The organism is Foetidibacter luteolus (assembly GCF_009650435.1).
GTDB classification, from domain to species: Bacteria; Bacteroidota; Bacteroidia; order Chitinophagales; family Chitinophagaceae; genus Foetidibacter; species Foetidibacter luteolus.
On sequence record NZ_VVIP01000079.1, the window covers coordinates 90,777 to 115,858 of the forward strand.

General features: G+C 44.6%; 23 protein-coding genes. 14 read left to right on the forward strand and 9 right to left on the reverse strand.

Annotated features, from left to right (window positions below; all coding sequences use genetic code 11):
- Positions 1 to 33: 33 nt before the first annotated feature.
- From lolA1 to F0364_RS24870, 8 genes are all read left to right on the forward strand, one after another.
- Positions 34 to 663 (forward strand): outer membrane lipoprotein periplasmic chaperone LolA1, encoded by a 630-nt coding sequence (gene lolA1, locus F0364_RS24835; protein ID WP_207632868.1) that lies wholly within the window; start codon positions 34 to 36, stop codon positions 661 to 663.
- Between the two features lie 292 nt (positions 664 to 955).
- On the forward strand, positions 956 to 1,645 hold the full coding sequence (cmk, locus tag F0364_RS24840) for a (d)CMP kinase (protein ID WP_153800520.1): 690 nt from the start codon (positions 956 to 958) through the stop codon (positions 1,643 to 1,645).
- Positions 1,646 to 1,768: 123 nt separating this feature from the next.
- Positions 1,769 to 2,260, forward strand: coding sequence for a hypothetical protein (locus tag F0364_RS24845; RefSeq protein ID WP_153800521.1), 492 nt, complete (start codon positions 1,769 to 1,771; stop codon positions 2,258 to 2,260).
- Between the two features lie 98 nt (positions 2,261 to 2,358).
- A complete protein-coding gene (locus tag F0364_RS24850; protein ID WP_153800522.1) occupies positions 2,359 to 3,303 on the forward strand; it encodes a DUF8458 domain-containing protein in 945 nt (314 codons plus the stop codon).
- Complete coding sequence (secG, locus tag F0364_RS24855) at positions 3,300 to 3,647, forward strand: preprotein translocase subunit SecG (RefSeq protein WP_153800523.1); 348 nt, start codon at positions 3,300 to 3,302, stop codon at positions 3,645 to 3,647. The genes F0364_RS24850 and secG overlap by 4 nt, the downstream gene beginning before the upstream one ends.
- A 407-nt stretch (positions 3,648 to 4,054) precedes the next feature.
- Positions 4,055 to 5,098 carry an endolytic transglycosylase MltG gene (mltG, locus tag F0364_RS24860; RefSeq protein ID WP_153800524.1) on the forward strand — a complete coding sequence of 348 codons (1,044 nt, stop codon included), beginning with the start codon at positions 4,055 to 4,057 and terminating at the stop codon, positions 5,096 to 5,098.
- On the forward strand, positions 5,095 to 6,039 hold the full coding sequence (locus F0364_RS24865; protein ID WP_207632869.1) for a YihY/virulence factor BrkB family protein: 945 nt from the start codon (positions 5,095 to 5,097) through the stop codon (positions 6,037 to 6,039). The genes mltG and F0364_RS24865 overlap by 4 nt, the downstream gene beginning before the upstream one ends.
- 355 nt (positions 6,040 to 6,394) lie before the next feature.
- A complete protein-coding gene (locus F0364_RS24870; protein WP_153800526.1) occupies positions 6,395 to 8,560 on the forward strand; it encodes a DUF4331 family protein in 2,166 nt (721 codons plus the stop codon).
- A gap of 192 nt (positions 8,561 to 8,752) precedes the next feature.
- On the opposite strand, the gene F0364_RS24875 is transcribed toward F0364_RS24870, so the two are convergent.
- On the reverse strand, positions 8,753 to 9,658 hold the full coding sequence (locus F0364_RS24875; protein WP_153800527.1) for an OmpA/MotB family protein: 906 nt from the start codon (positions 9,656 to 9,658) through the stop codon (positions 8,753 to 8,755).
- Positions 9,659 to 10,123: 465 nt separating this feature from the next.
- Between F0364_RS24875 and F0364_RS24880 the strand changes: the two genes are divergently transcribed.
- On the forward strand, positions 10,124 to 11,767 hold the full coding sequence (locus tag F0364_RS24880) for a hypothetical protein (RefSeq protein WP_153800528.1): 1,644 nt from the start codon (positions 10,124 to 10,126) through the stop codon (positions 11,765 to 11,767).
- Positions 11,768 to 12,007: 240 nt separating this feature from the next.
- Here the strand turns inward: F0364_RS24880 and F0364_RS24885 are convergent, their stop codons facing one another.
- The 3 genes from F0364_RS24885 to F0364_RS24895 form a co-directional block, all read right to left on the reverse strand.
- Positions 12,008 to 13,333: a GntP family permease gene (locus F0364_RS24885; protein WP_153800529.1), complete on the reverse strand. Its 1,326-nt coding sequence runs from the start codon at positions 13,331 to 13,333 to the stop codon at positions 12,008 to 12,010.
- Positions 13,334 to 13,455: 122 nt separating this feature from the next.
- Positions 13,456 to 13,878, reverse strand: a complete 423-nt coding sequence (locus tag F0364_RS24890) for an SH3 domain-containing protein (RefSeq protein WP_153800530.1) — start codon at positions 13,876 to 13,878, stop codon at positions 13,456 to 13,458.
- 16 nt (positions 13,879 to 13,894) lie between these two features.
- Positions 13,895 to 14,386 carry a BON domain-containing protein gene (locus F0364_RS24895; protein ID WP_153800531.1) on the reverse strand — a complete coding sequence of 164 codons (492 nt, stop codon included), beginning with the start codon at positions 14,384 to 14,386 and terminating at the stop codon, positions 13,895 to 13,897.
- 163 nt (positions 14,387 to 14,549) lie between these two features.
- Between F0364_RS24895 and F0364_RS24900 the strand changes: the two genes are divergently transcribed.
- The 3 genes from F0364_RS24900 (at position 14,550) to F0364_RS24910 (ending at position 18,083) form a co-directional block, all read left to right on the forward strand.
- Positions 14,550 to 14,987 carry a nuclear transport factor 2 family protein gene (locus tag F0364_RS24900; RefSeq protein WP_153800532.1) on the forward strand — a complete coding sequence of 146 codons (438 nt, stop codon included), beginning with the start codon at positions 14,550 to 14,552 and terminating at the stop codon, positions 14,985 to 14,987.
- A gap of 177 nt (positions 14,988 to 15,164) precedes the next feature.
- The gene (locus F0364_RS24905) at positions 15,165 to 16,796 is read left to right on the forward strand and encodes a sodium/sugar symporter (protein ID WP_153800533.1); all 1,632 of its coding nucleotides are present in this window, start codon (positions 15,165 to 15,167) and stop codon (positions 16,794 to 16,796) included.
- Between the two features lie 405 nt (positions 16,797 to 17,201).
- The gene (locus tag F0364_RS24910) at positions 17,202 to 18,083 is read left to right on the forward strand and encodes an inositol oxygenase family protein (protein WP_153800534.1); all 882 of its coding nucleotides are present in this window, start codon (positions 17,202 to 17,204) and stop codon (positions 18,081 to 18,083) included.
- Between the two features lie 368 nt (positions 18,084 to 18,451).
- Here F0364_RS24910 and pyrF read toward each other — a convergent pair whose 3' ends face one another.
- The 3 genes from pyrF to F0364_RS24925 form a co-directional block, all read right to left on the reverse strand.
- Positions 18,452 to 19,303: an orotidine-5'-phosphate decarboxylase gene (gene pyrF, locus F0364_RS24915; RefSeq protein ID WP_153800535.1), complete on the reverse strand. Its 852-nt coding sequence runs from the start codon at positions 19,301 to 19,303 to the stop codon at positions 18,452 to 18,454.
- A 61-nt stretch (positions 19,304 to 19,364) separates the two neighbouring features.
- Positions 19,365 to 20,276: a glycerophosphodiester phosphodiesterase gene (locus F0364_RS24920; protein ID WP_153800536.1), complete on the reverse strand. Its 912-nt coding sequence runs from the start codon at positions 20,274 to 20,276 to the stop codon at positions 19,365 to 19,367.
- Complete coding sequence (locus F0364_RS24925) at positions 20,266 to 20,904, reverse strand: FMN-binding negative transcriptional regulator (RefSeq protein WP_153800537.1); 639 nt, start codon at positions 20,902 to 20,904, stop codon at positions 20,266 to 20,268. Before F0364_RS24925 ends, F0364_RS24920 begins: the two co-directional genes overlap by 11 nt.
- A 147-nt stretch (positions 20,905 to 21,051) precedes the next feature.
- Between F0364_RS24925 and F0364_RS24930 the strand changes: the two genes are divergently transcribed.
- Complete coding sequence (locus tag F0364_RS24930) at positions 21,052 to 21,393, forward strand: MmcQ/YjbR family DNA-binding protein (RefSeq protein ID WP_207632870.1); 342 nt, start codon at positions 21,052 to 21,054, stop codon at positions 21,391 to 21,393.
- A gap of 293 nt (positions 21,394 to 21,686) precedes the next feature.
- Here the strand turns inward: F0364_RS24930 and F0364_RS24935 are convergent, their stop codons facing one another.
- Positions 21,687 to 22,301, reverse strand: coding sequence for a DUF4230 domain-containing protein (locus tag F0364_RS24935; RefSeq protein WP_153800538.1), 615 nt, complete (start codon positions 22,299 to 22,301; stop codon positions 21,687 to 21,689).
- A 215-nt stretch (positions 22,302 to 22,516) separates the two neighbouring features.
- Between F0364_RS24935 and F0364_RS24940 the strand changes: the two genes are divergently transcribed.
- On the forward strand, positions 22,517 to 23,644 hold the full coding sequence (locus tag F0364_RS24940) for a YncE family protein (RefSeq protein ID WP_153800539.1): 1,128 nt from the start codon (positions 22,517 to 22,519) through the stop codon (positions 23,642 to 23,644).
- 328 nt (positions 23,645 to 23,972) lie between these two features.
- Here the strand turns inward: F0364_RS24940 and plsX are convergent, their stop codons facing one another.
- The gene (gene plsX, locus F0364_RS24945) at positions 23,973 to 24,932 is read right to left on the reverse strand and encodes a phosphate acyltransferase PlsX (protein ID WP_153800540.1); all 960 of its coding nucleotides are present in this window, start codon (positions 24,930 to 24,932) and stop codon (positions 23,973 to 23,975) included.
- Between the last annotated feature and the right edge of the window lie 150 nt (positions 24,933 to 25,082).

A 25,082-nucleotide genomic window follows, 5' to 3' on the forward strand; every position in this document is an offset into this window, starting at 1 on the left:
AATTATCTTTGCAAATTCATAAAATGTATGACGATGAAAAAACTGTATCTTATTTTACTGGTTTTTGTTTCTACAGGATTGATTGCCAATGCTCAAAACGACCCTAACGCAAAAAAAATTCTGGACAATGTTAGTGCTAAGCTAAATACGTTTAAAGGCGTTACCGCCAATTTTACCTATACTACCAAAGACAGGAAAAATGTTAAGAAAGGATCTGTAAGCGGGCTTATTTCAATAAAAGGTGAACAATATTACATTAAGCAAGGCGGCACTGAAATTTTTTGCAACGGTGCAAAAACCTGGAATTATAACGGGGAAAATGAGGTTACTGTTAGCGATGTAGATAACGACAGCCGCACTTTAACCCCGCAAAAATTACTCTCTAACTTTTACGATAAAGACTTTACCTACAAACTGGTTTCATCTGCAGGTGCCTACAACGAAATACAAATGACCCCCACGGATGCCCGCAAAAACTTTAAGCAGGTAAATGTGTTTGTTGATAAAGCAAAAAACCTGATTACAAAAGCAAAGGTTATTGACAAGAGTAATAATGTTATTGAGTTTTCACTCACCAATATCAATACCAATGCAACATTGCCCGATTCAAAATTCGTGTTTAACGAAAAGCAACATCCGGGCGTTGAAGTAATTGCCAACTAATTAATCACCAACATAATTTATTTAAGCAAGGCTTTGCCTTGCTTTTTTGTTTTTAGGGCGCCCCCGCCAAAATACAGGGCGGGCCGGGCTTTCCGCTATTACTCCGGCGCAAAGCCCGGCTGCCACGGCCTCACCGGGGTAACCGCTTCAATCCCTGGCGCGGTGGTGACACAGCAAAATAAATCTCACAGCTTACCGGTTTTATCCTTATCCTTTTCATTTGAACAGTAAAGCCATCCCTGTAAGTATTCTTTTTGCCAGTGATGATTTTTTACTGCAATTTTGTTGTGCAATGAAGAAGATAATCATTACGATAGATGGCTTTTCATCCTGCGGAAAAAGTACACTCGCCAAACAACTGGCAAAAGAGCTAAACTATGTTTTTGTTGACAGTGGCGCCATGTACAGGGCAATAACGCTTTATTTTCTGCGAAACCATGTTAACACCGACAGCTCCGAAGATGTTATTAAAGCATTAACCAACATTGAACTTTCGTTTGAGTATAATGACCGCACAGGAAAAAGCGACATGTACCTGAACGATGAAAATGTAGAAGCATTAATACGCGATATGCTGGTAAGCGAAAATGTAAGTACCATAGCCGCGTTAAAAGAAGTGCGTGAATTTGCTGTAGAGCAGCAACAAAAAATGGGTGAAAAGAAAGGAATTGTAATGGATGGCCGCGATATCGGTACCACTGTTTTCCCGAATGCGGAATTGAAAATCTTTATGACCGCAGACCCTCACGTAAGGGTGGAAAGGCGCTTTAAAGAGCTATACGAGAAAAATCCTGATATAACAATAGAAGAAGTAAAACGCAACCTTGAGATGCGTGATTATATGGACAGTAACCGGGAGTTCAGCCCATTGCGCCAGGCAGAAGATGCAATTGTTTTAAACAACTCCAACCTAACTATGGCAGAGCAACTGAAAACCGCTTTAAAATGGGTGAAGGAAAGGTCTGCTACGCTTATTATGTAATTTGTACTATTGTTTATTTTAACCCGTACTAAAATTCTTTACAACATGTTGCGCCCTAAACTTCTTGCGTTAGCCGTAATTCTTTGTATTACGGTTACAGGCTATTGTCAAAAACAGGATTATGTGGTTACATTAGCTAATGATACTGTTTATGGGAAAATAAAAAAGCCACTGTTTCAAAAATATCAACTTACCAATGATACTTCAACATATCCCTGCGATATTAGGACAGTTGCATCCTACTATTTCTCAAAGAAAAAAGAACTTTACCGCCAGCAAACCATACCAGGAGACAAAAAAGCCAGCTTTCTTTTATGCATTGAGGATGGAAAAATTCAGCTTTACGAATACGAAAGAACCATCAGCACCTTTTCGCCTAACGGAGGCAGCTCATCAACTACCATAATATGGTATGCTAAGAAAGCAGACGGTGAAATGGTTGAAATTAAAACCAACGCGTTGATGGGCAGCCGTGAAAAACGAAAGCAACATGTATCAGACCTGCTTAAGGATAATGAAGAAGTATACAAACAATTCTTAGACGCAAGCTCTTTCAGTTTTAAAACCATTCGCAAGCTTATACAGCAATACAACCTGCAAGCCACTTCTAAATAGAATTTTACAACAATCACCGGCGCAAAACTATACAGTGAACTACTTTGGCCTTGAACCCTATCTTTGGCTATCTGCCTTCATTATATTATTTTGCACCGATGACCATTGCACAAAGTAAAATACTGGAGGCGTTAACTGGCAAAACTACACTGCATAGCATAAGTGCAGAAGAACTGGACAGTATTGCAAAGACGTACCCCTATTTTACTGCTGCACAGTATTTCCTCGCAAAAAAATTAATGCAGGAAAGTGATGCCTTGGCTGCAAAAAGGCAGGCACAAAAAACAGCCGTTTATTACAATAATATATACTGGTTAAACCACTTGTTGAATACCCCGGAAGAACCCGCAAGTGAGAAAATTGATGTAACCACTGAAACACCCGTGCAGGAGGATATTATTATAACAGCCCCACCGGCAGAAGAAACCCTACCAGAACCTGAACAGGTGCACCAGGCTGAAGAACCAGCACAGCCCACAACTGAATTTGAGGTTAATAAAGCCGCTTTCGCGGAACATTTGCTGGCCGATGCAGACGAAGCCGGGGCAGATGATACCGGGGAAACAGAAGAAATTGTTCCGGAAGAGGAAATTAACCCCGGGCTTGCCAGGGTGCTGGCCCAACAGGCCGCCGAATTTGAAAAGCCTGTTGAGGAAGATGCCAAACTGCCCATACAGTCTGAGCCCTACTACACAGTTGATTATTTTGACAGCCAGGGCATACGACTGGACCCCTCCCAGGTGCCCAAAGACAAACTGGGCAAAAAGGTCAGGAAATTTACCGATTGGCTAAAAGACATGAAAAAGGTAGGCCCGCAGCCAACCGACCTGGGTACAGATCCTGAAATGGAGCAGGCCATCCAAACCATTGCCAATGCATCTAACGAAACAAAGGAAATTGTTACCGAATCAATGGCCGAAGTTTTAATTAAGCAGGGCAAAACCGCCAAAGCCATAAAGCTTTATGAAAAATTAAGTTTTTTGAATCCCGATAAAACCGCTTACTTTGCGGCCAAAATATCTGAACTAAAAGGTATATCATGACACTGTTTTTCTTTATCCTGATTGTTATTGCCGCGTTTGTACTTGGTTTTATTGTGCTTATACAAAACCCCAAAGGCGGTGGCCTTTCCGGCAGCATAGCTGGTTTTAACAACCAATTTATGGGTGTAAAACAAACTACCGATGTGCTTGAAAAAGGCACCTGGCTTTTTGCCGGCATTATCGCGTTACTTTGCCTGTTTTCTATTTTGTTCTTTAAAGGCGCAACTACACAACAGGGCCCGGATATTTTAAAGAACCTGAATACGAATAGTTCTACAACTCCACCGGCACAGCAAACTACACCCCCGGCTACATTGCCCGCTGTAGATTCACCAGCTAAGTAGTTTAATAAAATATAATTTGCAAACCCCGGCTAAATATCAGCCGGGGTTTGTTATTTTGGAGCGGTACTTGTTTTGTCGGGGTAAAGGTTGAAAGGTTTATGTAGGCGGGACATGTTGTTAAGTTAAGCTGTCAGCCTGAGCCTGTCGAAGGCGGATTGGTGAAAATCGACTTCCATAACCCGGTTTCGACAAGCTCAACCTGACATTCGTTTCCTTGACTTAATGACATTGAGCTGTGTCACATTGGCGAATAGCGGACAAGGCGCAGAAGAGTGCGACGCAAGTGAAGCTCAATAGTAGTTCATACTGCCGGGTCCATAAAAATTAAAAAGTTGCGGAGCAACACTGTCAAACCTACATCTGCTGACGCCCGGGAACAACAATACTTTGCATAACTAAATGAATACATGAAAAAAATTATCCGGTATCTTTTAATTATCCTACTGTTACTGGCAGCGCTGTTTGCGTGGTTGTTTTTTGGCCCGGCAACAGCCTTTTCTGAAAAATCGAAATTTCTTTACATAAGGGACAACGAAGACGTTAAAACCCAGGTGCAAAACCAGTTTGAGTCGGAAGATTTTATTAACAGCAAATGGCTGTTTTACCTGGCTGCGGAACGTTTAAATGTGTGGAAAAGGCTAAAGCCGGGCAGATTTGAAATTAAAAAATCTGAAAGCATTTACAACATCATACGCATGCTGCGCAATAACCGGCAATCCCCGGTAAGGCTGGTAATCAACAAACTGCGCATACGGGAAGATTTAGCCCGGATGATTGGCAAAAACTTTTCTACAGACTCCGCCACCGCAATGCAGTACCTGAACAGTAACGACTCTTTGCAGGTAGCCGGCGTTGATACCAACACGGTAATGACACTGGTAATACCAGACACCTATATTTTTAACTGGAACACCCCGGTAAAAAAAGTGCTGCTGCGCCTGCAAACTGAAAAAGACAATTTCTGGAACAAAAAAGACAGGCTGCAAAAAGCCGCATCGCTGGGCTATTCTCCAGAGCAGGTGTACACCCTGGCATCCATAGTGGAAGAAGAAACCAATAAGAATGATGAAAAAGGAAATATAGCCAGCGTTTATATGAACCGGGTAAGCCGGGGTATGCTGCTGGGCGCCGACCCTACCGTGAAGTTTGCCCTGAAAAATTTTGCTTTAAAACGGCTGTATTATGGCCACCTGGAAGTGGAATCGCCGTACAATACTTACCGGTACAAAGGGCTGCCACCAGGCCCCATTTGCACACCTTCTGCCACAACCATAGATGCGGTTTTAAACGCCCCTAAAACCGACTATATTTTCTTTGTGGCCAAACCAGACTTTAACGGTTATCATAACTTTAGTACCACTTACGCCGAACATGAAAAATACGCCAAGCAATACCAGCAGGCCCTGAACGAATGGCAGGCAAAACAGGCACAAAAGCAAGCAGCACCTTGACAAAACTTGAACGTATCATAATAACCACCAAACCTGTGTCTTTTGTTATCAACAAGAGTAAGGGTATTACCTTGCCGGGTTTACAGGGGCTGCCACTGCATGATGTGTTTAATTTTTTTATTAAGCAGGTTAAAAAAGTTGGGTTGAGCGAACGGGCAGCGGCCATATCGTTCAACTTTATTATGGCCATACCGGCAGCCACCATCTTTCTTTGCACGCTGATACCCTATATGCCCATATCAGACAGGTTTTTCAGGGAATTGTACAGGCTGGTAAGAGATATAACCCCCAACAGGGAAACACAGGTACTTATCATTAACTTCCTGGAAGATTTTTTTAAGAAGCCTAAAACAGGCTTACTTTCCTTAGGTTTTGTGCTGGCACTGTTCTACTCATCCAATGCCATGATGGGCGTGATAAGAACGTTTGATAAATCCTTACACGAAAAGCATAAAACAAACTTTGTTGCCAAGAGGCTCAGGGCCATCAGGCTTACGTTGATCGTAATATTCCTGCTGATAGGAACAGTCCTTATATCAGTTGGCCAGGGTGTTTTATTTAAAACTATCATGGGTTGGCTGCACATACAGCGCTCTAACCTGCGCTGGCTGATAAAGCTGCTTAACTGGCTGGTTATCCTGGCACTGTTCCTCTACTCTATCGGCTTTATTTATAAGTATGCACCATCCGTTAAAAAGAGGTGGAAGCTGGTATCTCCCGGCGCCGTGTTTGCAACGGCGCTTATTATATTAACCACCTGGGGCTTTTCTTTTTGGGTGCAGAATTTCTCCAACTTCAATAAATTCTATGGTTCTATAGGCACGTTGCTTATTTTGATGCTGCTGGTATTCATCAATTCCCTGATGATACTGATTGGGTACGAGCTTAACATAAGCATTACCTATTTAAAACAGCAGGCGGATATGAAGAAACCCGGCTGACAACCCCAGGGGAAAGCCATGTTCTAATACCTGCTTAAATGATGCCATGAAAATATCCAGCGGTATCAAAAGAATATTCCCAAATAATTGTTTAAAGCCCAAATCCATCCCAAACCTATTTCCGTAGATATTTCTGCTGGCCCTTCTACTATACATAAGATAGTTTGACTGAAACTAACAAACCTTTTGAATCAACATCTGCAATAGTAAGCATCGCCGGGAGTAAACGGTATTTGCGGCAAACGCAGCAATACCGGTAAATGCAGCCCTTTCCACCATTGTTTTACAGTCCTCATCTGGTTAAGCTTGCCGTTTAACCTTGCAAATTATTTGTTTACCTAAAAAAATCACTCTTATGAGAAGGAAAACTTTTTCCATAAAGAGGCGGGGCAAACTATTGCCCGTACTCGGCCTCTTTGCCCTTTCTTCTGTCCTGATGTCCTCCAGCCACCGGGAGGCGCCTTTGATTGCGAATGACCCTCTTGCGGACAATACTGACCTCTATGCTTTCCGCAGCCCTGACAACCCCAACAAGATCACCATTATTGCCAATTATGTGCCGCTGCAACTGCCTTATGGCGGCCCTAACTACAACAATTTTGGTGAGAACATCAGGTATGAGATTCATATTGACAACAATCTCAACACCAAGGGAGATGACATTATCTACCGTTTTACTTTCAACCAAAAAAACGAAGACCCCACCACCTTTTTCAACATACGCCTGGGAAAACAAAACCTTAAAACCACGTACCGCCTGCAACGCAGCACCGATGGAGGAAGGCATTTTGTAACCATTGTAAGCAGGGGCATTGTGCCACCGCCGAACATTGGCCCACGCTCTATCAGCGGCGCTGCCGGCCTGAACGTTGCCGATTACAACACCCTCATGACGAAGGCCATTGCTAACGCCTACACCGGTGAAAAAGTATTTTGCGGTCCCGTGGATGACGCCTTCTTTGTTGACCTGGGCGGCATTTTTGACCTTGGCGATGCACCCCGCACCACAGGTTCAAAGCCTACGGATGGCGTGCAGTGCAAAAACGTATCGGCCATTGCTTTGCAAATTGACATATCTACCCTGCAAAAACATCACAAGCCAGTTTCCAAAGCCAAAAACATCCTCGATCCTGATTATGTTATTGGCGTATGGGCATCTGCCAGCAGGCCTAAAATCCGCATACTGCGGGACATCACCAACGATTACGACCGCGATGGCAACCTGCGCACTGCCAATACAGACCGTTTTTGGCAGGATGATGCTGAATTTACTTTTGGCCCCTGGGTACAGGTATCACGTCTGGGCATGCCGCTAACCAATGAAGCTGTTGTACCCATTGGCTACAAAGACTTATGGAATGCACTTACCCCCTACGAAGACCTGGAAAAACTGAAGATTTTCGGTAAGTTTTTCTACAACCCGGAACTGGCCCTGTACATGGATGACAACTTTTTTGGCGGTGCGGTACCGGCTTTAAAACCGCTGCGTATTCAACGCAACTCGCTGGGCGCTTTCGGTTTTGGTAACAATCAGAACGGTTTATATGGCCTTAAAGGCAGTGCCGCCGTAGCCGGTACGGCGCTGGATGATGCTGTGTTCGGCAAATTGCTGCTGCCTGCCCCTAAATCCCCCCGTTCAGTTGATTTATGGCCCATCTTTCACACCGGCGTTCCTAATCTAAAGCCTTATCAATTGGCTACAGGTAAAGCCGGCAACCCGCTGGCATCGGGCAAACCATTTATTCATAACTTTTTGCCAAATGGCGGCGATATGCTGCGCCTTAACATGGCAGTGCCGGCCACTAAACGGGATGACCCTGCTTTTAGCCCGCTGGGGCTTGTGCAGGCTGCTGTACTGGGCTTAACAGACCCTGCTTACAACAGCAACGCCAACCTGCAGTTTATACCCAATATGGATGGTTTTCCCAATGGACGCAGGCTGGAAGATGATGTAACCCTTATTGAATTACAGGCGGTAAGCGGTATTGTGCTGGCGGCTGTAGGTTTATGGTATGACGACTTTGACGGTACTAACCCTGTAACGCCTAACCTGCTGAGTGTGCTTACCTACCGTACCGGTGTTAATGCCAACGATACTACGTTTAAGCCTTCCTTCCCCTACCTGCAAACACCCTGGTCTGGTGTAAGCGCATGCTGTGGTTTTCCTTTTAAAGATGCTTCAGGTGATAAGTCCGGTGAAAAGAGTGCAGATATGACAATACCCAACACCAAAACAGGCGGGCTGAATATCAAAACACCAGACGTATTTATGACAGCAACGCCCAACCCTATTGCTAATAATAACACTATACGCTACCACCTGGCAGCTCCATCTAAAATAACGCTTGCTGTTTACGATAGTAAGGGTCAACAAGTACAAGTGCTGCTGAACAAACAGCAGGATGCCGGTACTTACACTTATGAATGGAACAGCAGCAAACTTGCCAGCGGGGTTTATTTTGTAAACGCCGCGGTTAACGGTAACATTAAACAAACCATCAGGTTAGTGAAAGGAAAATAGACCGGCAGCCCTGGTACTATGTGGAATTTTATACCTAAATGCCTTGCGGTTTTATCTCGGCAATAACAGAAAATAAAATTTTCAAAAAAACGTTTCTGAATAACAATGGTTTCCTGTTGCTAGCCCTATAAAAAGAAAAAGCTGTGCTTAAAAAACACAGCTTTTTTCTTTGTTGTATCCTGGCTTCTATTGTTAGCTTCTTTGCGGTGTTTCCAGCAGCTTGAAGAATTGGTCAAGCTCCGGCAATATTACTATACGTGTTCTGCGGTTGGCAGCTTTGCCTTCGGCACTGTCGTTAGAGCCTACTGGTACATATTCGCTGCGGCCTGCCGCTGTCATACGTGCTGGCGGAATACCGTATTGATCCTGCAATATGCGTACCACAGAGGTTGCCCGCTTAACGCTCAGGTCCCAGTTATCTACCAGAACGCTGCTTTTGTAAGGCACGTTATCGGTGTGGCCTTCTACCATAAACTCTATATCCGGCTGGTTCAGCAACACTTTGGCAACCTTGCCCAATACTACTTTGGCGCTTTCGTTTACCTCGTATTTACCGCTTTTAAACAGCAGTTTGTCCGATATATCAATGTACACAACACCTTTATCAACCTTAATGTTAATGTCCTTGTCGTAAAGGTCGCCAACCGCACCTTTCAGGTTCATTACCAGCGCCATGTTTAAAGAGTCTTTTCTTGCCATAGCCTTCTGCAGGTCCTGTATGTAAAGGTCTTTAGCACCAATATTGTCAAGTGATTTTTTAATGCTTTCTGCCTGCGACCCGGAGATTACAGACAAGTCTTTCAACTGGTTCAATACCTGGTTATTGTTGGCTTTAAGCGCTTCAATTTGTTCACTCTGGTCGCTTATTTTTTCATTAAGCCGGCCTATTCTGGTTTCGTATTCGCCACGCCTGCGGGCAAACTGATCTGTAGAATCCTTTGATTTTTGTTCACAGTCACGAAGCTTACCCTGCATCTCAAGATAAGCGCCGTTTAGCTGTCCGTATTTGGCTTCGGCTTCTCTTAATTTTTTGGGGCTAACGCATGAAAAGAGGGTTACTGATGATACTGCAATCAGCATTGCATGGTGTATTTTCATATAGTTATACATTTTATGTTCAGCAAAGTACAATTCCATGCCAAAAAATAAACAATCACGCTTTAATAATTCCCGCTAAGATTAAATACGTACTGTAAAGTGCTGATAATTAATTTGTTGACGCGATAAAATTTTATCCGTCATCTGTTGGCTATATACAGGTTTTAAAATAGATTTTACAATAAGTACTATTTGCGAGATATCATTGTGCGAAAGTTTTGGGGCTTTCGCCGTCCGGTAAAGTCTTCGGCTTTAGTCCGGGCTGTCCGTTCCAAGTCCTCGCTCCTTCGTCGCTGCGGGCTTTCCACTTCCATCCCGCAGCCATTCAGCAATTGAATATATCCCGGCCCCCACCGTGTAGCAGGCCCGTGTGCTGTGCAATTTCAGTACTGCCCTTTTTAAACATGGCACGAAACTTTATTTATTATCTCCTGCCACTATTCTCGTTACACACAAAGTTGATGGATGAAGAAAAAATTACTCATTGCAACAGTTGTTCTTGCTGCAATCGGCACAGCCCTGTATTTCTACTTAAAAAGCAAAAGGCTTACAGACTTTGAACCCATGATAAAAGAAAAGATCCAGTCTGTGGTAAAAGAGGGTTCCAAAGGATTGTATAATATCAGCATCGGTAAAATTGATATTGATGTAATTGGCTCAAAGGTTAACCTGCTTGATATAAAATTAGACTACGATTCCAGCATGTATAGCCAAATGCGGGCAACCGGGCAACAACCCAACGATTTGTTTAAAGTGGCGGTAAGCGCAATTGTTATTGACGGTATTACCCCTGTTGATATTGTGCAGAAGAAAAACATACGGCTAAATGTGCTGTATATAGATAACCCGGTTATTACCATTCACCATCGCCCCGGAAAAAACCAGGTGGAAGATACGTCCACTTTATACCAGCGTATTACAGAACAAATTGGTTCATTTGGGATAAGCTCTTTAGGCATCAGGAATGCGGGTATCCATTTTATCAACGACAGCACTAAAGCCGAAGACCATTTTCCCGAACTTAATATTTCACTTACTGATTTTTTAATAGACGCTTCTACCCAAAACGATACAAGCCGTTTCTTTTACGCCAAAGACGCCAATATATCCGCGGTTAAATACAGCAAACTTACGGCTGACAGCCTGTACAAGTTCAGCCTTGACAGTGTAATGATTAACGCGGCAGAAAAACAGGTAAGCATAAAAAAATTCAGCCTGGAGCCCAGGGTTAGCAAAACCCAGTTTCGTAAAATAATGAAGACGCGTAAAGACAGGTACGACATAAGCTTTAACGACATCAGGATTTCAGGCATTAACTGGTGGGGGATAATAACCAACGAATCTGTACGCATTGATGAAATAATGATGGCCAACGGCAGCGCAGAAATTTACAGCGACAAAACGCTGCCAGCCGGCGGCCCGCCGGGCAACGGTAATTACCCGCACCAGAAATTGTTTAAAAGCGCCATGCCCATAGCTATAAATACCATCAACATTAAAAACCTGGATGTTACTTATTCGGAGTTTAATGAAGAAACATTCCGGGAAGGACATATTTATTTTCAGAACACCGATGCCGTTATTACCAACATTACCAACATACCAGACCGTATTGCCCGCAACGCCATGCTGAATATTGATGCCAGTACTTCATTTATGAAGTCTGCCGCTATGAAAGCCGGTTTCCGGTTCGATCTGTCGCAGCAGGCGCAGGGTGTTTTTTCCGTGTATGCCAGGTTGGGCAGGCTGGATGGAAAGCTGCTGAACATTGTAACCGAGCCACTGGCCATGGTAAAAATTAACGAGGCTGTAGTGAACAGTCTAAAACTTGACATGACGGGCAACAACAACAGTGCACGTGGCAACCTTCTGCTGACTTACAGCGACCTTGACATAACCATTCTTAAAAAAGATGATGATGGTAAATTAAAAAAACGTGGCCTGTTAAGTTTTATAGCCAACACTTTAAAGCTTAACAAACACTACCCCAAAAAAGATAAGCCGGCAGTGCCTTTTAATATTTACTACAAACGCCCACAAGACAAAACATTTTTCAGCCTGGTTTGGAAAACCATACTGGATGGCGTTAAGCAAACAGCAGGAATGTAAAAAGAGACAATAAAGTCAGGAAGTCAAGAAGTTATAAAGTCACAAGGTCATGAAGTCATGAAGTAAGTCAGCAGAGTCAGTAAGTTAAGGCCGGCATTTGTTTCTGGCGCCTGCGGCGGCAGAAACATGTATACCCGGGTCTGAAAAGCCGCCCAATGAACCAACCGATGAACGGATTGCGACGCAACGATGATGCCATGAAATACTATCGCTGGTATCTAAAAACCTCTGTTCAAAACCCTATAGCATAAAAAATGAAAGCAGGTAAATTACGCCGAGTGTTACCAGCCCCATCCAAACAGAAGCAACAGAATACACTTTTAACATCGCTTTCATCTCAAACCCTGAAAATTTAGCTATCACCCAGAAATAGGCATCGTTGGCATGGGATATCATCATAGATCCGGCGCCCATGCCCAGCACGGCCAGCAGGCGGCCATTCTCGCTGTCAAGCCCCAGCGCAGGCAGCAGCGGCTGCACCAGCGACGAAGCTGTAATAATGGCTACGGTAGAAGATCCCTGCGCCGTTTTAAGCACAAAAGTTACCAGGAACGGAAATAATAAAGCCAGTTTACCGCCAATTGCCATACCGGCAAAATGCCCGGCCGGGTTGGTAGCCGCCAACACTGCTCCAAAAGCGCCGCCTGCACCAATAATAACCAGTATGCCGCCGGCTTTTTCGGCCGCTTCCTGCAGCACATGGGTAAAAGAACCCGCGCCTTTGCGGGCATTGAACAAAGCCAGCACAATGCCCGCGGATAGTGCAATAACTGGTTCGCCCATTACATTTAATATGCCGGAGAGCACACCAGCACCGCTATTATTGCCGGACAGAAAAGAATTTAACGCTATCAATACAATAGGTACAAACACGGGTAAAAAAGCCTGTATGGGTTTAAGGTGCTGTGTGGCCATATCACCGCTGGTTTCGGCCACTTCGGCATCAGCCATTTTTTTACCGGCATAAACCGCCCATGCATAACCCGCCATGGATGCAGGTATGGCCACCAGTATGCCTGTGAGTATCAGGCGGCCATAGTCAATATGCAGCGCTGCGGCAGCGGCACTCATACCCGGGTGTGGCGGTATAAGGCAATGAACGGAATAAAGCCCCGTAGCAAGCGATACCGCTATTATCGTTATAGCAGTGCCGGTACGCCGGGCAAGAGATTTGGCAAGCCCGCTCAACACTATATATCCTGAATCGCAAAAGATGGGCAGGCCTACAACAAAGCCCGTAATGCTCATGGCCAGCGGGGCACGCCGTTCGCCGGTTTTACGCAGTATATAATCAGCCATTACTTTGGTACTGCCTGTATGCTCCAGCAGCACGCCAAGAGTGGCGCCCAATACAATAATCAAAGCCAGCGATGACATGATATGCCCAAAGCCTTCTTTCATGGCTTTAAGGATAGCATCCACCGGCATCTGCACACTAAGGCCCACCACAAAACAAGCTATGAACAAGGCAAAAAAAGCATGCACTTTATAACGGGCGGTTAACAATACTATAGAAGCGATACCTGCAATTAAGGCGATAAGTAAATGGGTTAGCGAAATATGCATGGGCAACCGTTTGATTTTAATGCTGTAATATAACCTGCAATTTGCTGGCGGCTGTATTAAAATAGTAAAACAAAAAGCCATCGCCGTAACGCGATGGCTTTATTAAAAAGTTGCATGTGTGGCTATTCCACCGGTGCAAGGTATTGCGTGTAAGAATAACCTTCTTCGCCGGCATCAGTCTTTATCAGCCACCATTGGTCGCTGGTTTTGCTAACAAGCGTAACCACCTCGCCATGTGCCGCCTTGCCAACAATAGGCTGGTCGGTACCGGGGCCTTTCCTTATGTTTAGGTTAGATGACTCAGTAACAACTTTCAGTTTGTCCCCATCGGCAATACCGCCAACGTTTACGTTAAGTACAAGGTCTCCGCCGCGAAAATCAGGATCAATCCTGTTATAGATATTCCACAGGTTATCTTTTACCGCCCCGCTGGAAACTTCGCCGTCAATGTATAAAACACCGCCCTCCTCCCTAACCAACAGGTTGGTTGCGCCGGAAGCCGTGGCGGCATCAATAAGCTCTTTGTATTTTTCTTGCAGTGCCATAGTGTTATCCTCCGGATTATTTGATGGTTAATTTGTTTTCAACTTTTTTAGGTTTCAAAGCCTGAACAGCCATTATCAATTTTGGCAGGCTTGTTCTCTTTATTTCGCCTGTAAGGGTAACCACACCTTCCTTTACATCGGCCTTTACGCCAGAAAAATCTTTAATGGCATCGGTAACACTTTTAATTAAAGCATCATCGGGCGAAATAACTACCGGAGGAGGTGGTGGTGGTGCCACTGTAAGGCTGTTCACTACACTCTTAACACCTTCCACAGCTTTGGCTTCGCTTTCGGCGGTGGCCTTGGCAGCTTCGTCCTTAACCTCGCCGCTAAGGGTGGCCACGCCATCTTTTACGGCAACACTTACACCGGGTATGGTACTAAGTTTTTGCTGAAGCGTAGCTGTAAGGTCTGTGTCTTTAGGGCCGCTTTTACACGATGTAAGAAATGAAACGGAAGCTGTAAGCAGCAACGCACACAGCAAGAGACGGAGAGATTTTGTTTTCATATCGCAATTTTTTTGAAGGGTTAAAGTAAGCAGGATATTTGAGAATGCAAAAAAACTATTGTGTTAATTGCGTACTGCACAACAACACGTCAAACAAGCACCATTCAATTTTATCATTAACGCAAAGACGATTATATTTGAAGCAATCACCAAACAAAAACTTATGAACACTAAATGGTTGTATGCCTTGTTGCTGCTGCTGGCAACATCAATGAAAAGCACCGCACAATCGCAGGACGAAACACTGGTGGCCGCCGCTGTGGAAACCCTGCGCAAGGCGATGGTTGACGCCGACAAAACAGCGCTTGAAGCCATTACTGCAGAAGGGTTAAGCTATGGCCACTCAAGCGGTAAAATTGAAAACCGGCAGGAATTTGTAGAAGCGCTTGTCAGCGGTAAATCAGACTTTGTTACCATTAACCTCTCTGAGCAAACCATTAAAATTGTAAACGACGCTGCCATTGTACGCCATAAGCTTGATGCAGAAAACAACGACGGCGGCAAGCCCGGAACTGTAAGCCTTTACATTTTGCTGGTATGGCAAAAACAAAACAGCCAATGGAAGCTGCTGGCACGCCAGGCAGTTAAAGTACCCAAATAATATAATTTCATTTACTGTAAAGCCTGCGTTGTAATAACGTGGGCTTTGTTTTTCTATGGCAGAAGACGAAGGCCGGACCGGCTGGGCAGTGCCAGGTTAGCAACCTTCAATTTATTTTATCATCATCTCTGCACGTATATATATTATGCTTATTTTCCTGCCTTATTTCTAAACACCATGAACCGATTGCACCAGGCAGACTACATTGTATTTATTATTTATTTTATAATCGTTGCAGGGTATGGTTTGTTTGTGTACCAGCGTAAAAGATCTAAAACAACTGATTCAAAAGATTTCTTCCTGGCAGAAGGCTCTTTAACCTGGTGGGCCATCGGAGCATCACTTATCGCGTCAAATATATCTGCCGAACATTTTATCGGCATGTCCGGCTCGGGCTTTGCGCTGGGCCTTGCCATTTCCTCGTACGAGTGGATGGCAGCCGCAACACTGGTAATCGTGGCGATATTTTTTATACCGGTGTACCTTAAAAATAAGATATACACCATGCCGCAGTTTTTGTCACGGCGGTATAACGATACAGTAGCAACCATCATGGCCATATTCTGGTTGCTGGTGTATGTATTTGTAAACCTTACATCCATTATTTACCTGGGCGCTTTGGCAGTATCTGCCATATCAGGCATCAGCTTTGAAGCCTGCATGATAGGGCTGGGCATATTTTCAATAATAGTAACCCTGGGCGGCATGAAAGTAATCGGCTATACCGATGTGATACAGGTGGCTGTGCTGGTGATGGGCGGCCTGGTAACCACTTATCTTGCACTGGATTTGGTAAGCAAACATTTTGGCTATGGCGGCGATATATTGAAAGGCCTTGGCGTAATAAGGGAAAAAGCCCCCTCACATTTTCACATGATCTTTGATAAATCGCACCCCTACTATAAAGACCTGCCGGGCCTGGCAGTACTGGCTGGCGGTATGTGGATTAACAACCTTAACTACTGGGGCTGCAACCAATATATTACGCAACGTGCCCTGGGGGCCGATTTAAAAACAGCCCGCAGCGGCATACTCTTCGCGGCATTTTTAAAACTGCTGGTTCCTTTGATAGTGGTAATACCGGGCATAACCATGTTTGTAATGCACGAGAATGGTTTGTTTCAGCAGGAGATGAAAGATGTTAACGGCGTAATAAAGCCAGACCAGGCCTACCCTACCCTGATGAACCTTTTGCCTGATGGTTTAAAAGGCCTGGCTTTTGCCGCACTAACGGCCGCCATTGTTGCATCGCTGGCAGGTAAGGCCAACAGTATTTCCACCATTTTTTCGCTGGATATTTACAAGAAGTATTTTAATAAAGAAGCCAGCGAAAAGCAACTGGTAAAAACAGGCCGCATAACGGTTGTAGTGGCCATGATTTTAGCCAGCGTAGTTGCCCCTGCCCTAAAATCCCTGGACCAGGCTTACCAGTTTATACAGGAGTATGTGGGCTTTATTTCCCCGGGCGTATTCGCTATTTTCCTGCTGGGCTTTTTCTGGAAACGTACTACCGCTAACGCAGCACTGGCTTCGGCACTGCTTACCATACCACTATCCACCATTCTTAAGTTTCTACCGGCATGGACAAACGGCGCCTTCCCTGATTATCCTTTTCTTGACCGCATGAGCATTGTGTTTGTAATACTGGTGGCCCTTATTATTATTATGAGCCTGCTGGACAAGAAGAAAGAACACCATCAAAAGGTAATGATTATAGATACCAGCATGTTTAAATGTTCCCCATCATTTATGGTGGGTTCGGTTATCATTATGGGGGTACTGACTGCACTGTACACAATTTTCTGGTAAGAAGAAAGCAGTGAATTTTTATGGGCCGGGCAGGAGGAATTACTATGAGGCGTCCCTTGCGTCGCACACTTGTACAGAGGTAATTCTACGGAGCTTTTCCCACCAGGTAGAATATGCGGAAACATGGTTGGCCCCATAGTGGATTTCTAATACCCGTTTAAAGGCTGCCATGAAAAACGGGACCAGGAAAGTAGCGATTATGATTGATTCTTTCACTGAAAGACCCAATCATAACAAAATCATATTTGCAACAGGCGATGCCACTGGTTACTTGTGCCGGCACCGCATTGAGGCATCAACAGGCATAAGCCTGTGGCAACCTCGCATTACACAAATTAAAATATCTGCAATGTGCAGGTGTTTCAGCTAAAAATTGTAAATTTCCCTTTTAATAATTTGCTTGACATGAAAACACACGCTACTTATTCCACAGAAGAAATTAATCCTTTAGGCAGTATTGAAGAATGGGAAGACGATGTTTTGGAACGTTATCCTGAACCGGGGCAACCGGCAAAGAAAAAAGAAGAATTCCGCAATTACGATAACCCGCAACGGGATACCGTAAGGGAGTTTTACCGGCTGAACCATAAGTACCAGACCTACGATTTTGTACAGGAAAAAAAGAATGAATTCCTGCAGTTTAACCGCAAGGAAATGCCTGTATGGAATGCGATGGAATTCTTGAATACCCTGGTAGATGATTCTGACCCGGATATTGATTTAGACCAGTTACAGCACCTGCTGCAAACCGCTGAAGCCATACGTGCCGATGGCCACCCGGACTGGTTTGTACTTACAGGTTTTATTCATGATATGGGCAAAGTACTCTGCCTTTTCGGAGAGCCGCAATGGGCAGTGGTTGGCGATACTTTCCCGGTAGGTTGCAGGTTTTCAGACAAAGTTGTTTACAGCGAATTTTTTGAGCTTAACCCCGACAATTCGGATGAGCGCTACAATACCAAATACGGTGTTTACGAACACGGTTGCGGGCTGGATAAAGTACACATGAGCTGGGGCCATGATGAATACTTGTACCACATTACCAAAGACTATTTACCAGAACCGGCATTGTACATGATAAGGTACCATTCTTTTTATGCAGAACACAGGGAACAGGCGTACGACCACCTGATGAATGACAATGACCGTAAAATGTTTGACTGGGTGAGGAAGTTTAATCCTTATGACTTATATTCGAAGAGCCCTAAGCCACCGGTAGTATCTGAGCTGAAGCATTATTATGAAGACCTGATTGCAAAGTACTTACCGGCTACTATAAAGTTGTAATGTTCTTTTTGATGCGATAAAAAAGGCCGGATTTTTCCGGCTTTTTCTTTTGTGCAATATCATAAAAAAGCCCATGCGGTAACCGCACGGGCAAAAGATGAGAAAACCAAACTCCAAAAAGGTTATGAAGGTATATAAGGTTACAGGGAGGGAGGGTTTAAGGTTTAAATGTCCGTATATGTTTCAAAACAAACGATTGGCATTGATTGACTGGCAGGTAAGGATTTTTAAATGGTTGAAAATAGTAATATTTGCCTGCTAACCTTTTTGCCATATCCTTATTTTGATACAGCAAAGCTAATCCCGCATGCAAAAAAGAAAAATGTGAAATACAGCCAAAACCGGGGATTTTTCACAGCATAGTAGTGTTACAGGTAAGTCTTCATTTCATCCGCATAAGCCTTGGCAGCTTCTCCGGCTTTAACGGCAAAGTCTTCGCCGCCGGAAGCGTAAATAACAGCCCGGCTTACATTAACCAGCAGGCCGGCATCTTTGTTAAGGCCATATTCGCTCACTTCTTTAAGGCTTCCCCCTTGCGTGCCAACACCAGGCACCAGTAAAAAATGCCCGGGCAGTATGCCGCGGATAATCTCAAGCTGGGAAGCTTGCGTGGCGCCAATTACAAACATCAGGTTATCCGGTGTTCCCCACTGGGCTATTTTTATCAGCACTTCCTCAAACAATAGCCGTGGGCGGTTAGCGTCAATTATATGCGGCAGTAACGATAAATCATCCTGCTTGTGGTGTACGGCCAGGTATTGAAAATCCTGGCTGCCTTTGTTGGAGGTTAAGCCCAGTACAATAGTTACCTTGTCTTCATATTCCAGGAAGGGCCTAACGCTGTCTTCGCCCATATAAGGCGCCACTGTAACGGCATCAAAAGGCAGCGTTTCAAAAAAAGTTTTGGCGTATTGAGAAGAAGTATTGCCGATATCTCCCCTTTTGGCATCAGCAATGGTAAAATGTGTTTCGGGAATATAGTGCAGGGTTTTTTCCATGGCTTCCCAGCCTTTCAACCCCTGCGACTCATAAAAAGCCGTGTTTATCTTGTAACTAACACAATAGTCTTTGGTAGCGTCAATTATGGCCTTGTTAAACTCAAAAACGGCATCCGGGTGCTGCCTTAAATGTTGGGGAATTTTGGCCAGGTCGGTATCAAGCCCCACACACAGGTAATTTTTCTTTGCTTTTATCTGTTTAACAAGAGCGGTTATGTTCATGCCGCAAATATAAAGGAAGAACCAACCCATCTTTAAATCAACTCTCCGGCAACAGGAAGTATTATCTTTTTCCAAACAGGTTGGGATAATCGCTTATGATGCCATCAACACCAAGCGCTTTCAACTCTTTTATGCGGGCTGCATCATTAACCGTCCAGGGAATAATTTTTATACCCGCATCATGGCATTGCTTCACCAGCAACGGTGTAACCAGTTCATGCGCCGGGCTGTAAATGGTTGGTATAAAACCCAGGTCCTTCAACTGAAGCGCAAAAGTTTTTTTGTCAAAGTTTTCAACTAAAAGTGCGGTCTTAATAGCAGGATAATGCTCATGCAGGTATTGCAGGCTGCGGGGATCGAAGGATTGTATAATAACACGGTCTTCTATTTTCTTTTCCTTTACCACGGCCATCAGTAATTCAACAAATTCAGCCGGCGCCGGGTGGTACACGCCATCCCCTGCCGGGGAACATTTGGTTTCAATATTATATAATACAGGCTTTAGCCTTTTTGAAGCTGTATAAGCTTCCACGCTATCTATTACATTCCGCAGCAGCGGCTTTACAGCTTTTACCTTTAGTTGCTCAGGAAAACGGGGGTGAGGTTTCAGGCCTACGTCATAAAGCCTCACTTCAGCATAATCCATCCTGTAAATATTTAGCTGCTTCTCCTCCCCTTCTGTAACAAAACTGCCATCCGGTTTTGTGGTAATGTCATGGTTAAAAAAAGGTTCATGGCTCATCAGCACCTGTTTATCTTTACTGATAACCCCATCCATTTCCAGCGTGGTTACGCCAATATCAATGGCCTTAAGGTAACCGGTAATAGTGTTTTCAGGCATCAGGCCACAGCAACCGCGGTGGCCCTGTTTATCAAATGCCGCGTTGCCGCCAAGCGGGGCAAATGCAGGGTTAATACGTGCACTACAGCTTATGGCCATCAAACCCAGCAAAAAAGCTACTTTATTTTTCATGGGTAAAAACTTTATCCTTTCGTTGCGCCATGGTTTCGGCAATAGCTTTGGCATCCGGGTCAAGAGTACTTAAGTGCGCAGTAATGTTATCATAGCTCTTTTCGTCACGGTTTTGGCTTAACTTAAAAACATGTTCTGTGGATGTTACTTCTATTTCAAAAGCAACAATTGCTTTCATCATATTCTTTACATAAGCACCATCCATGTGTTGTACAAGCGCCGCGGAATGCGGGTTATCCTCAAAATATTCAGTAAGGCGCTTTAGCAAAGAGAGCAGCCCGTCATCATTCAGAAACCTTAAAATCCCTTTGGCATGCACTGCCTGGTAATTCCAGGTGCTTGCCGTGGCCGGATTAGCATATAAACTTGCGCTTACATAGGTATGTGCGCCTGAAAAAATAGCCAGCACATTGGGGTTGGCCTCAAAAGCAAGTGTATGTGTTTGTTTGCGCATTACATGGGCCAGCAGGAAAAGTTTATCTCCACGCTCTTCCAGCAAAACCGGTATATGCGTAGCTACAGGGCTGTTGTTGGCATCCACACCGCAAAGGGTAATAAAAGGGTGCTGCCGCATAAATTCAAACACTTCTTTTTCATCCGTGGCTTTAAAGTAATTTACGTTATACATGTGCCGAAGTTAATTTAAATGCCGTAGCGGAAGCACCGCCTGCATGGGTCATTTTACAAGCGGCCTAAATTTAAATTTTTACGGTTACGGGCTATTACATCCGCTATTTTTGCAGGCTGTTACAGATGGCGTAAAAACATATTTACCATGAGCCTTGAAACCATACAATCATACTGCAACTCATTGCCGCAGGTTACCGAAACAGTTCAATGGGGCGAGCATCTTGTGTTTAAAGTGGGCGGCAAAATTTTTTGCATACTGGGTACCGCTGCGCCCATAAGCGCTTCCTTTAAAGTTACTGAAGAAGATTTCGCTGAGTTAACCGAGCGGGATGGTATTGGCCAGGCGCCATACTCTGCCAAGAGGCAATGGGCGGCCGCGAAATTACAATATATGAGCAAAGCGGAGTGGCAGCATTATCTTAAGAAATCTTACGACCTGGTAGTAGCCAAACTAACCAAAAAACTCAGGACTGAATTGGGGCTGTAGATTGTGTTCAAAGTATTTTTGGGGGTGTCCCTCGTGCCTCGGGTCGGGCTTTCCGCTCATACTCCGGCGCAAAGCCATCGCACAATACCTTCACCGGGGTATCCGCTTCAATCCCTCACCCGACAGCCGGTTGCAGGTTACATGTAGCTGGTTTCCGGTCTGTTGCTAATAAGATTTTGGTTAATAAAAGTGCAAGCGATGAATTTTGAAACCTGTAAGTTGAGCAAATCGCTAACATTAAACTTTGAACAAACAAACATTGAACTGTAAGAACACACACTTCTTCCTGTGAGTTACTTCAATTCCCCCGGTTTAATTTCTGCAAACACTACATCAAGCTGATGGTCTTTTAAAAAAGGCTGGTAGTATTGCGCAATAATTTTACGGATTTTTTCCTGTGATTGCTGCAGGTAATGCGTATTGTTGGTTAACTGGTCACGGGATGTTTGGTATAGTTTTTTTTGCACCGCGGTATAGGTTTCATCGTACTGGGTAAGCAGCAGGCCCTTGCGGTTAGAGGTTTCCATCCGGTCAATCTTCAGCTCATAACTTAACAGCTTAGGCGCCGGCAGTTGCACCAGTATATTCTTATCGCTTACTGTAACCTTAAAATTCTTTTCATTCACATCTACGCCGTATTTGGCAAGGTAGGGCACAGATACCCAAACGGTATTCTCAAGAAACATTTTTTTCAGGTTGTCGCTCCAGCCGCCATCGTTCTCCAGGTTGCTGCGTTTAATGCTGGCCGTGCCCTGTACTTCAAGGCTGGCCAATTCCGAAATTTCGCGTACAATAAGGCTGTTGCTCAATATTTCCTCGTTTACCGTTTTGCTGCCAAACCGGTTGCCCAGCCAGAAAACCAGTACAATAATCAACGCGAATCCAAGCAGAAACAGAATTCTTTTCATAATAGTATAAGCTACATACAAATATATGCATACGAATATCCTGCCATTAACTGGCAGGCTTGTTTATTCGGCATGATGCAACCACAGGAATCCGGTACTTATACCGCCGGCATTTTCAGCGGCAGGTAACAGTACAGGTTTTGCCGAAAAACATTTTATATAAGCCCCAACTGCCGTAAGTTTACCGTATTGCCATACTTACTTAACATGCTGCTATGAAATTAACCGCATTCTTTACGCTCCTGGTTTATTTTGCCTTTCACCATGTAAACGCTTTTGCACAAACCGCGCCTGCCGCAGAAAGCGGCAACACCGCGGCCAGGCGATACCTTTATGTGGCTGTACCCGGCATACGGGATTACCTCGGTTATGGTGGTCATGGTATTCTTGTATTCGACATTAACAACAATCACCGTTTTGTAAAGCGTATAGCCACACAGGGCATGCACCCTAATGGCAAACCCTCCAATGTTAAAGGCATTGCTGTAAGCGTTGCCCTAAACAGTATTTATGTTAGCACGCTTGAATCTTTGCAGCGTATTGACCTAACAACGGAAAAACTGATTTGGGAAAAGCAGTTCGATGGCGGGTGCGACCGTATGGCCATATCACCGGATGGGCTTACCATGTACCTGCCCTCTCTTGAAAAAGGCTGGTGGAATGTGGTAGATTGCGCAACGGGCAACCTTGTAAAAAAAATTGATGTATATAAGCGTGCCCATAATACCATCTACAGCACTGCAGGCACACAGGTTTACCTGGATGATATTGCCAGCCCCTGGCTGTATGTTGCCGATGCGCAGCAACATAGCGTTTCTTCTAAAATAGGGCCTTTTAACAATAATGTACGCCCCTTTACGGTTAACGGTAAAGAAACGCTGGCTTATGTAACGGTTGACAGCCTGCTTGGCTTTGAAGTGGGCGATATACATAGCGGCAAAAAGCTGGCACATGTTGAAGTAGAAGGATGGCTGCCCGGCCCGGTTAGAAGGCATGGCAACCCCAGCCATGGCATAGGGCTAACACCGGACGAAAAAGAGCTTTGGTTATGCGACGGGCACAATATGCGGCTGCACGTTTTTACTGCAGCCCCCCCTTACCAACAACTAACCACCATACCGTTGCAGGATATGCCGGGCTGGATAAACTTTAGCCTGGATGGCCGGTATGCCTACCCTTCCAGCGGTGAGGTGATTGACGTAAAAACACGCACTATTCTATATACCCTCAAAGATGAATTCAACAACAGCGTGGCCAGTGAAAAAATGCTGGAAATACAATTTAACGGCAATAAAATAACTAACGCAGGTAATCAGTTTGCCGTTGGCCAGGTAATGCGGTAATACAATCAGTTTACGTTTTGCGGCGCCCTGCATGCTACCTCTCTGTAAAAGACACAACAGGTTACACTACCGGGTGAGGGATTGAAGCGGCTACCCCGGTGAGGCCATCGCAGCATGGGCCCTGTGCCGGAGTAGTAGCGGAAAGCCCGACCCCTTGCGAAGCTTGGGGGCACCCCCAAGTACGAAGGTAGAAGTACGAAGTACTTGTGTCATGTTAGATGTTTGGTGTGGGATGTACGATGTAATAAGTACGAAGATTGAAGTACGAAGTACGCGTAATGTGTTAGATGTGGAAAACGGCTGTATCAACTTTATTCCGGAGCGGGGTTTATTTTTCTTCTTTTTCCGCATGAAAGGCTTCCTTCAGCGTATCGCAAAAGCCAGACTCAATCATTTTCTCCGCAAGCGCAATCATATTCATAAAGGCTTTGCCGTTGCTTATGCCGTGGCCTATGATAACCGGCTTTGCCACACCTAAAACAGGGGTGCCGCCATAATTTTCATAGTGAAAACGGTGCAGGTATTCGTCATTTTCAAGCTTGCGGGCTATGGCAATATCATAAATGGTTTCGGCCATTTTAAGAATAACATTGCCTGTAAAACCATCACAAACCACCACATCGGCTTTATCGTGAATTAAATCGCGGCCCTCTACATTACCGCAAAAATTAATGGAGCTGTTTTGCTTTAGCAAAGGGTAGGTTGCCTGTGCAAGCTGGTTGCCTTTGCCCTCTTCTTCACCAACATTCAGCAAACCAACAGATGGGTTTTCAATGCCCAGAATTTTCTCTGCATACAGGCTGCCCAGCAGGGCAAACTGGTTTAGTTGTTCGGGCTTGCAGTCTGCATTAAGGCCAACATCCAGCAGCAGGCCGGTTTTACCGCTAAGCCGCGGTATAATTGTAGCAATTGTTGGGCGCATTACACCAGCTATGGCTTTGATGGTGTACATGGTGCCTACCAGCATGGCGCCTGTATTGCCGGCGCTGATAAAAGCTTCTATTTTGCCGGTTGATAGCAGATGAAAACCTATGGCAATAGAAGACTGTTGTTTTTCTTTTAAAGCTTTGGTAGGGTGCTCGTGGTAACCAATTACTTCTGGTGCATGAACTATTTTAATACGGCTATCGTCAATATTGTACTCTTGTAAAAGGGGGCTTATTTCTTCCTGCTTACCTATACAATACAGCACTGCCTTTCCTGTATAACCTTTTAAAAATAAATGGAGGCCCTTTACTGCTTCAAGCGGGGCATAGTCTCCACCCATCATGTCTAAGCCTATATTCATGAGCGGCAATCTACAAAATATGTTGCTAAATTATTAACGAAAAAATGAAAGAAGAAGGGGCAAGTACGAGTTACGAAGTATCAAGTACCAGGATGGGTGAGATGTTGTATGTGCGGTGGGACAGGCAAGAGCTACGAAGTACCCGGAAAG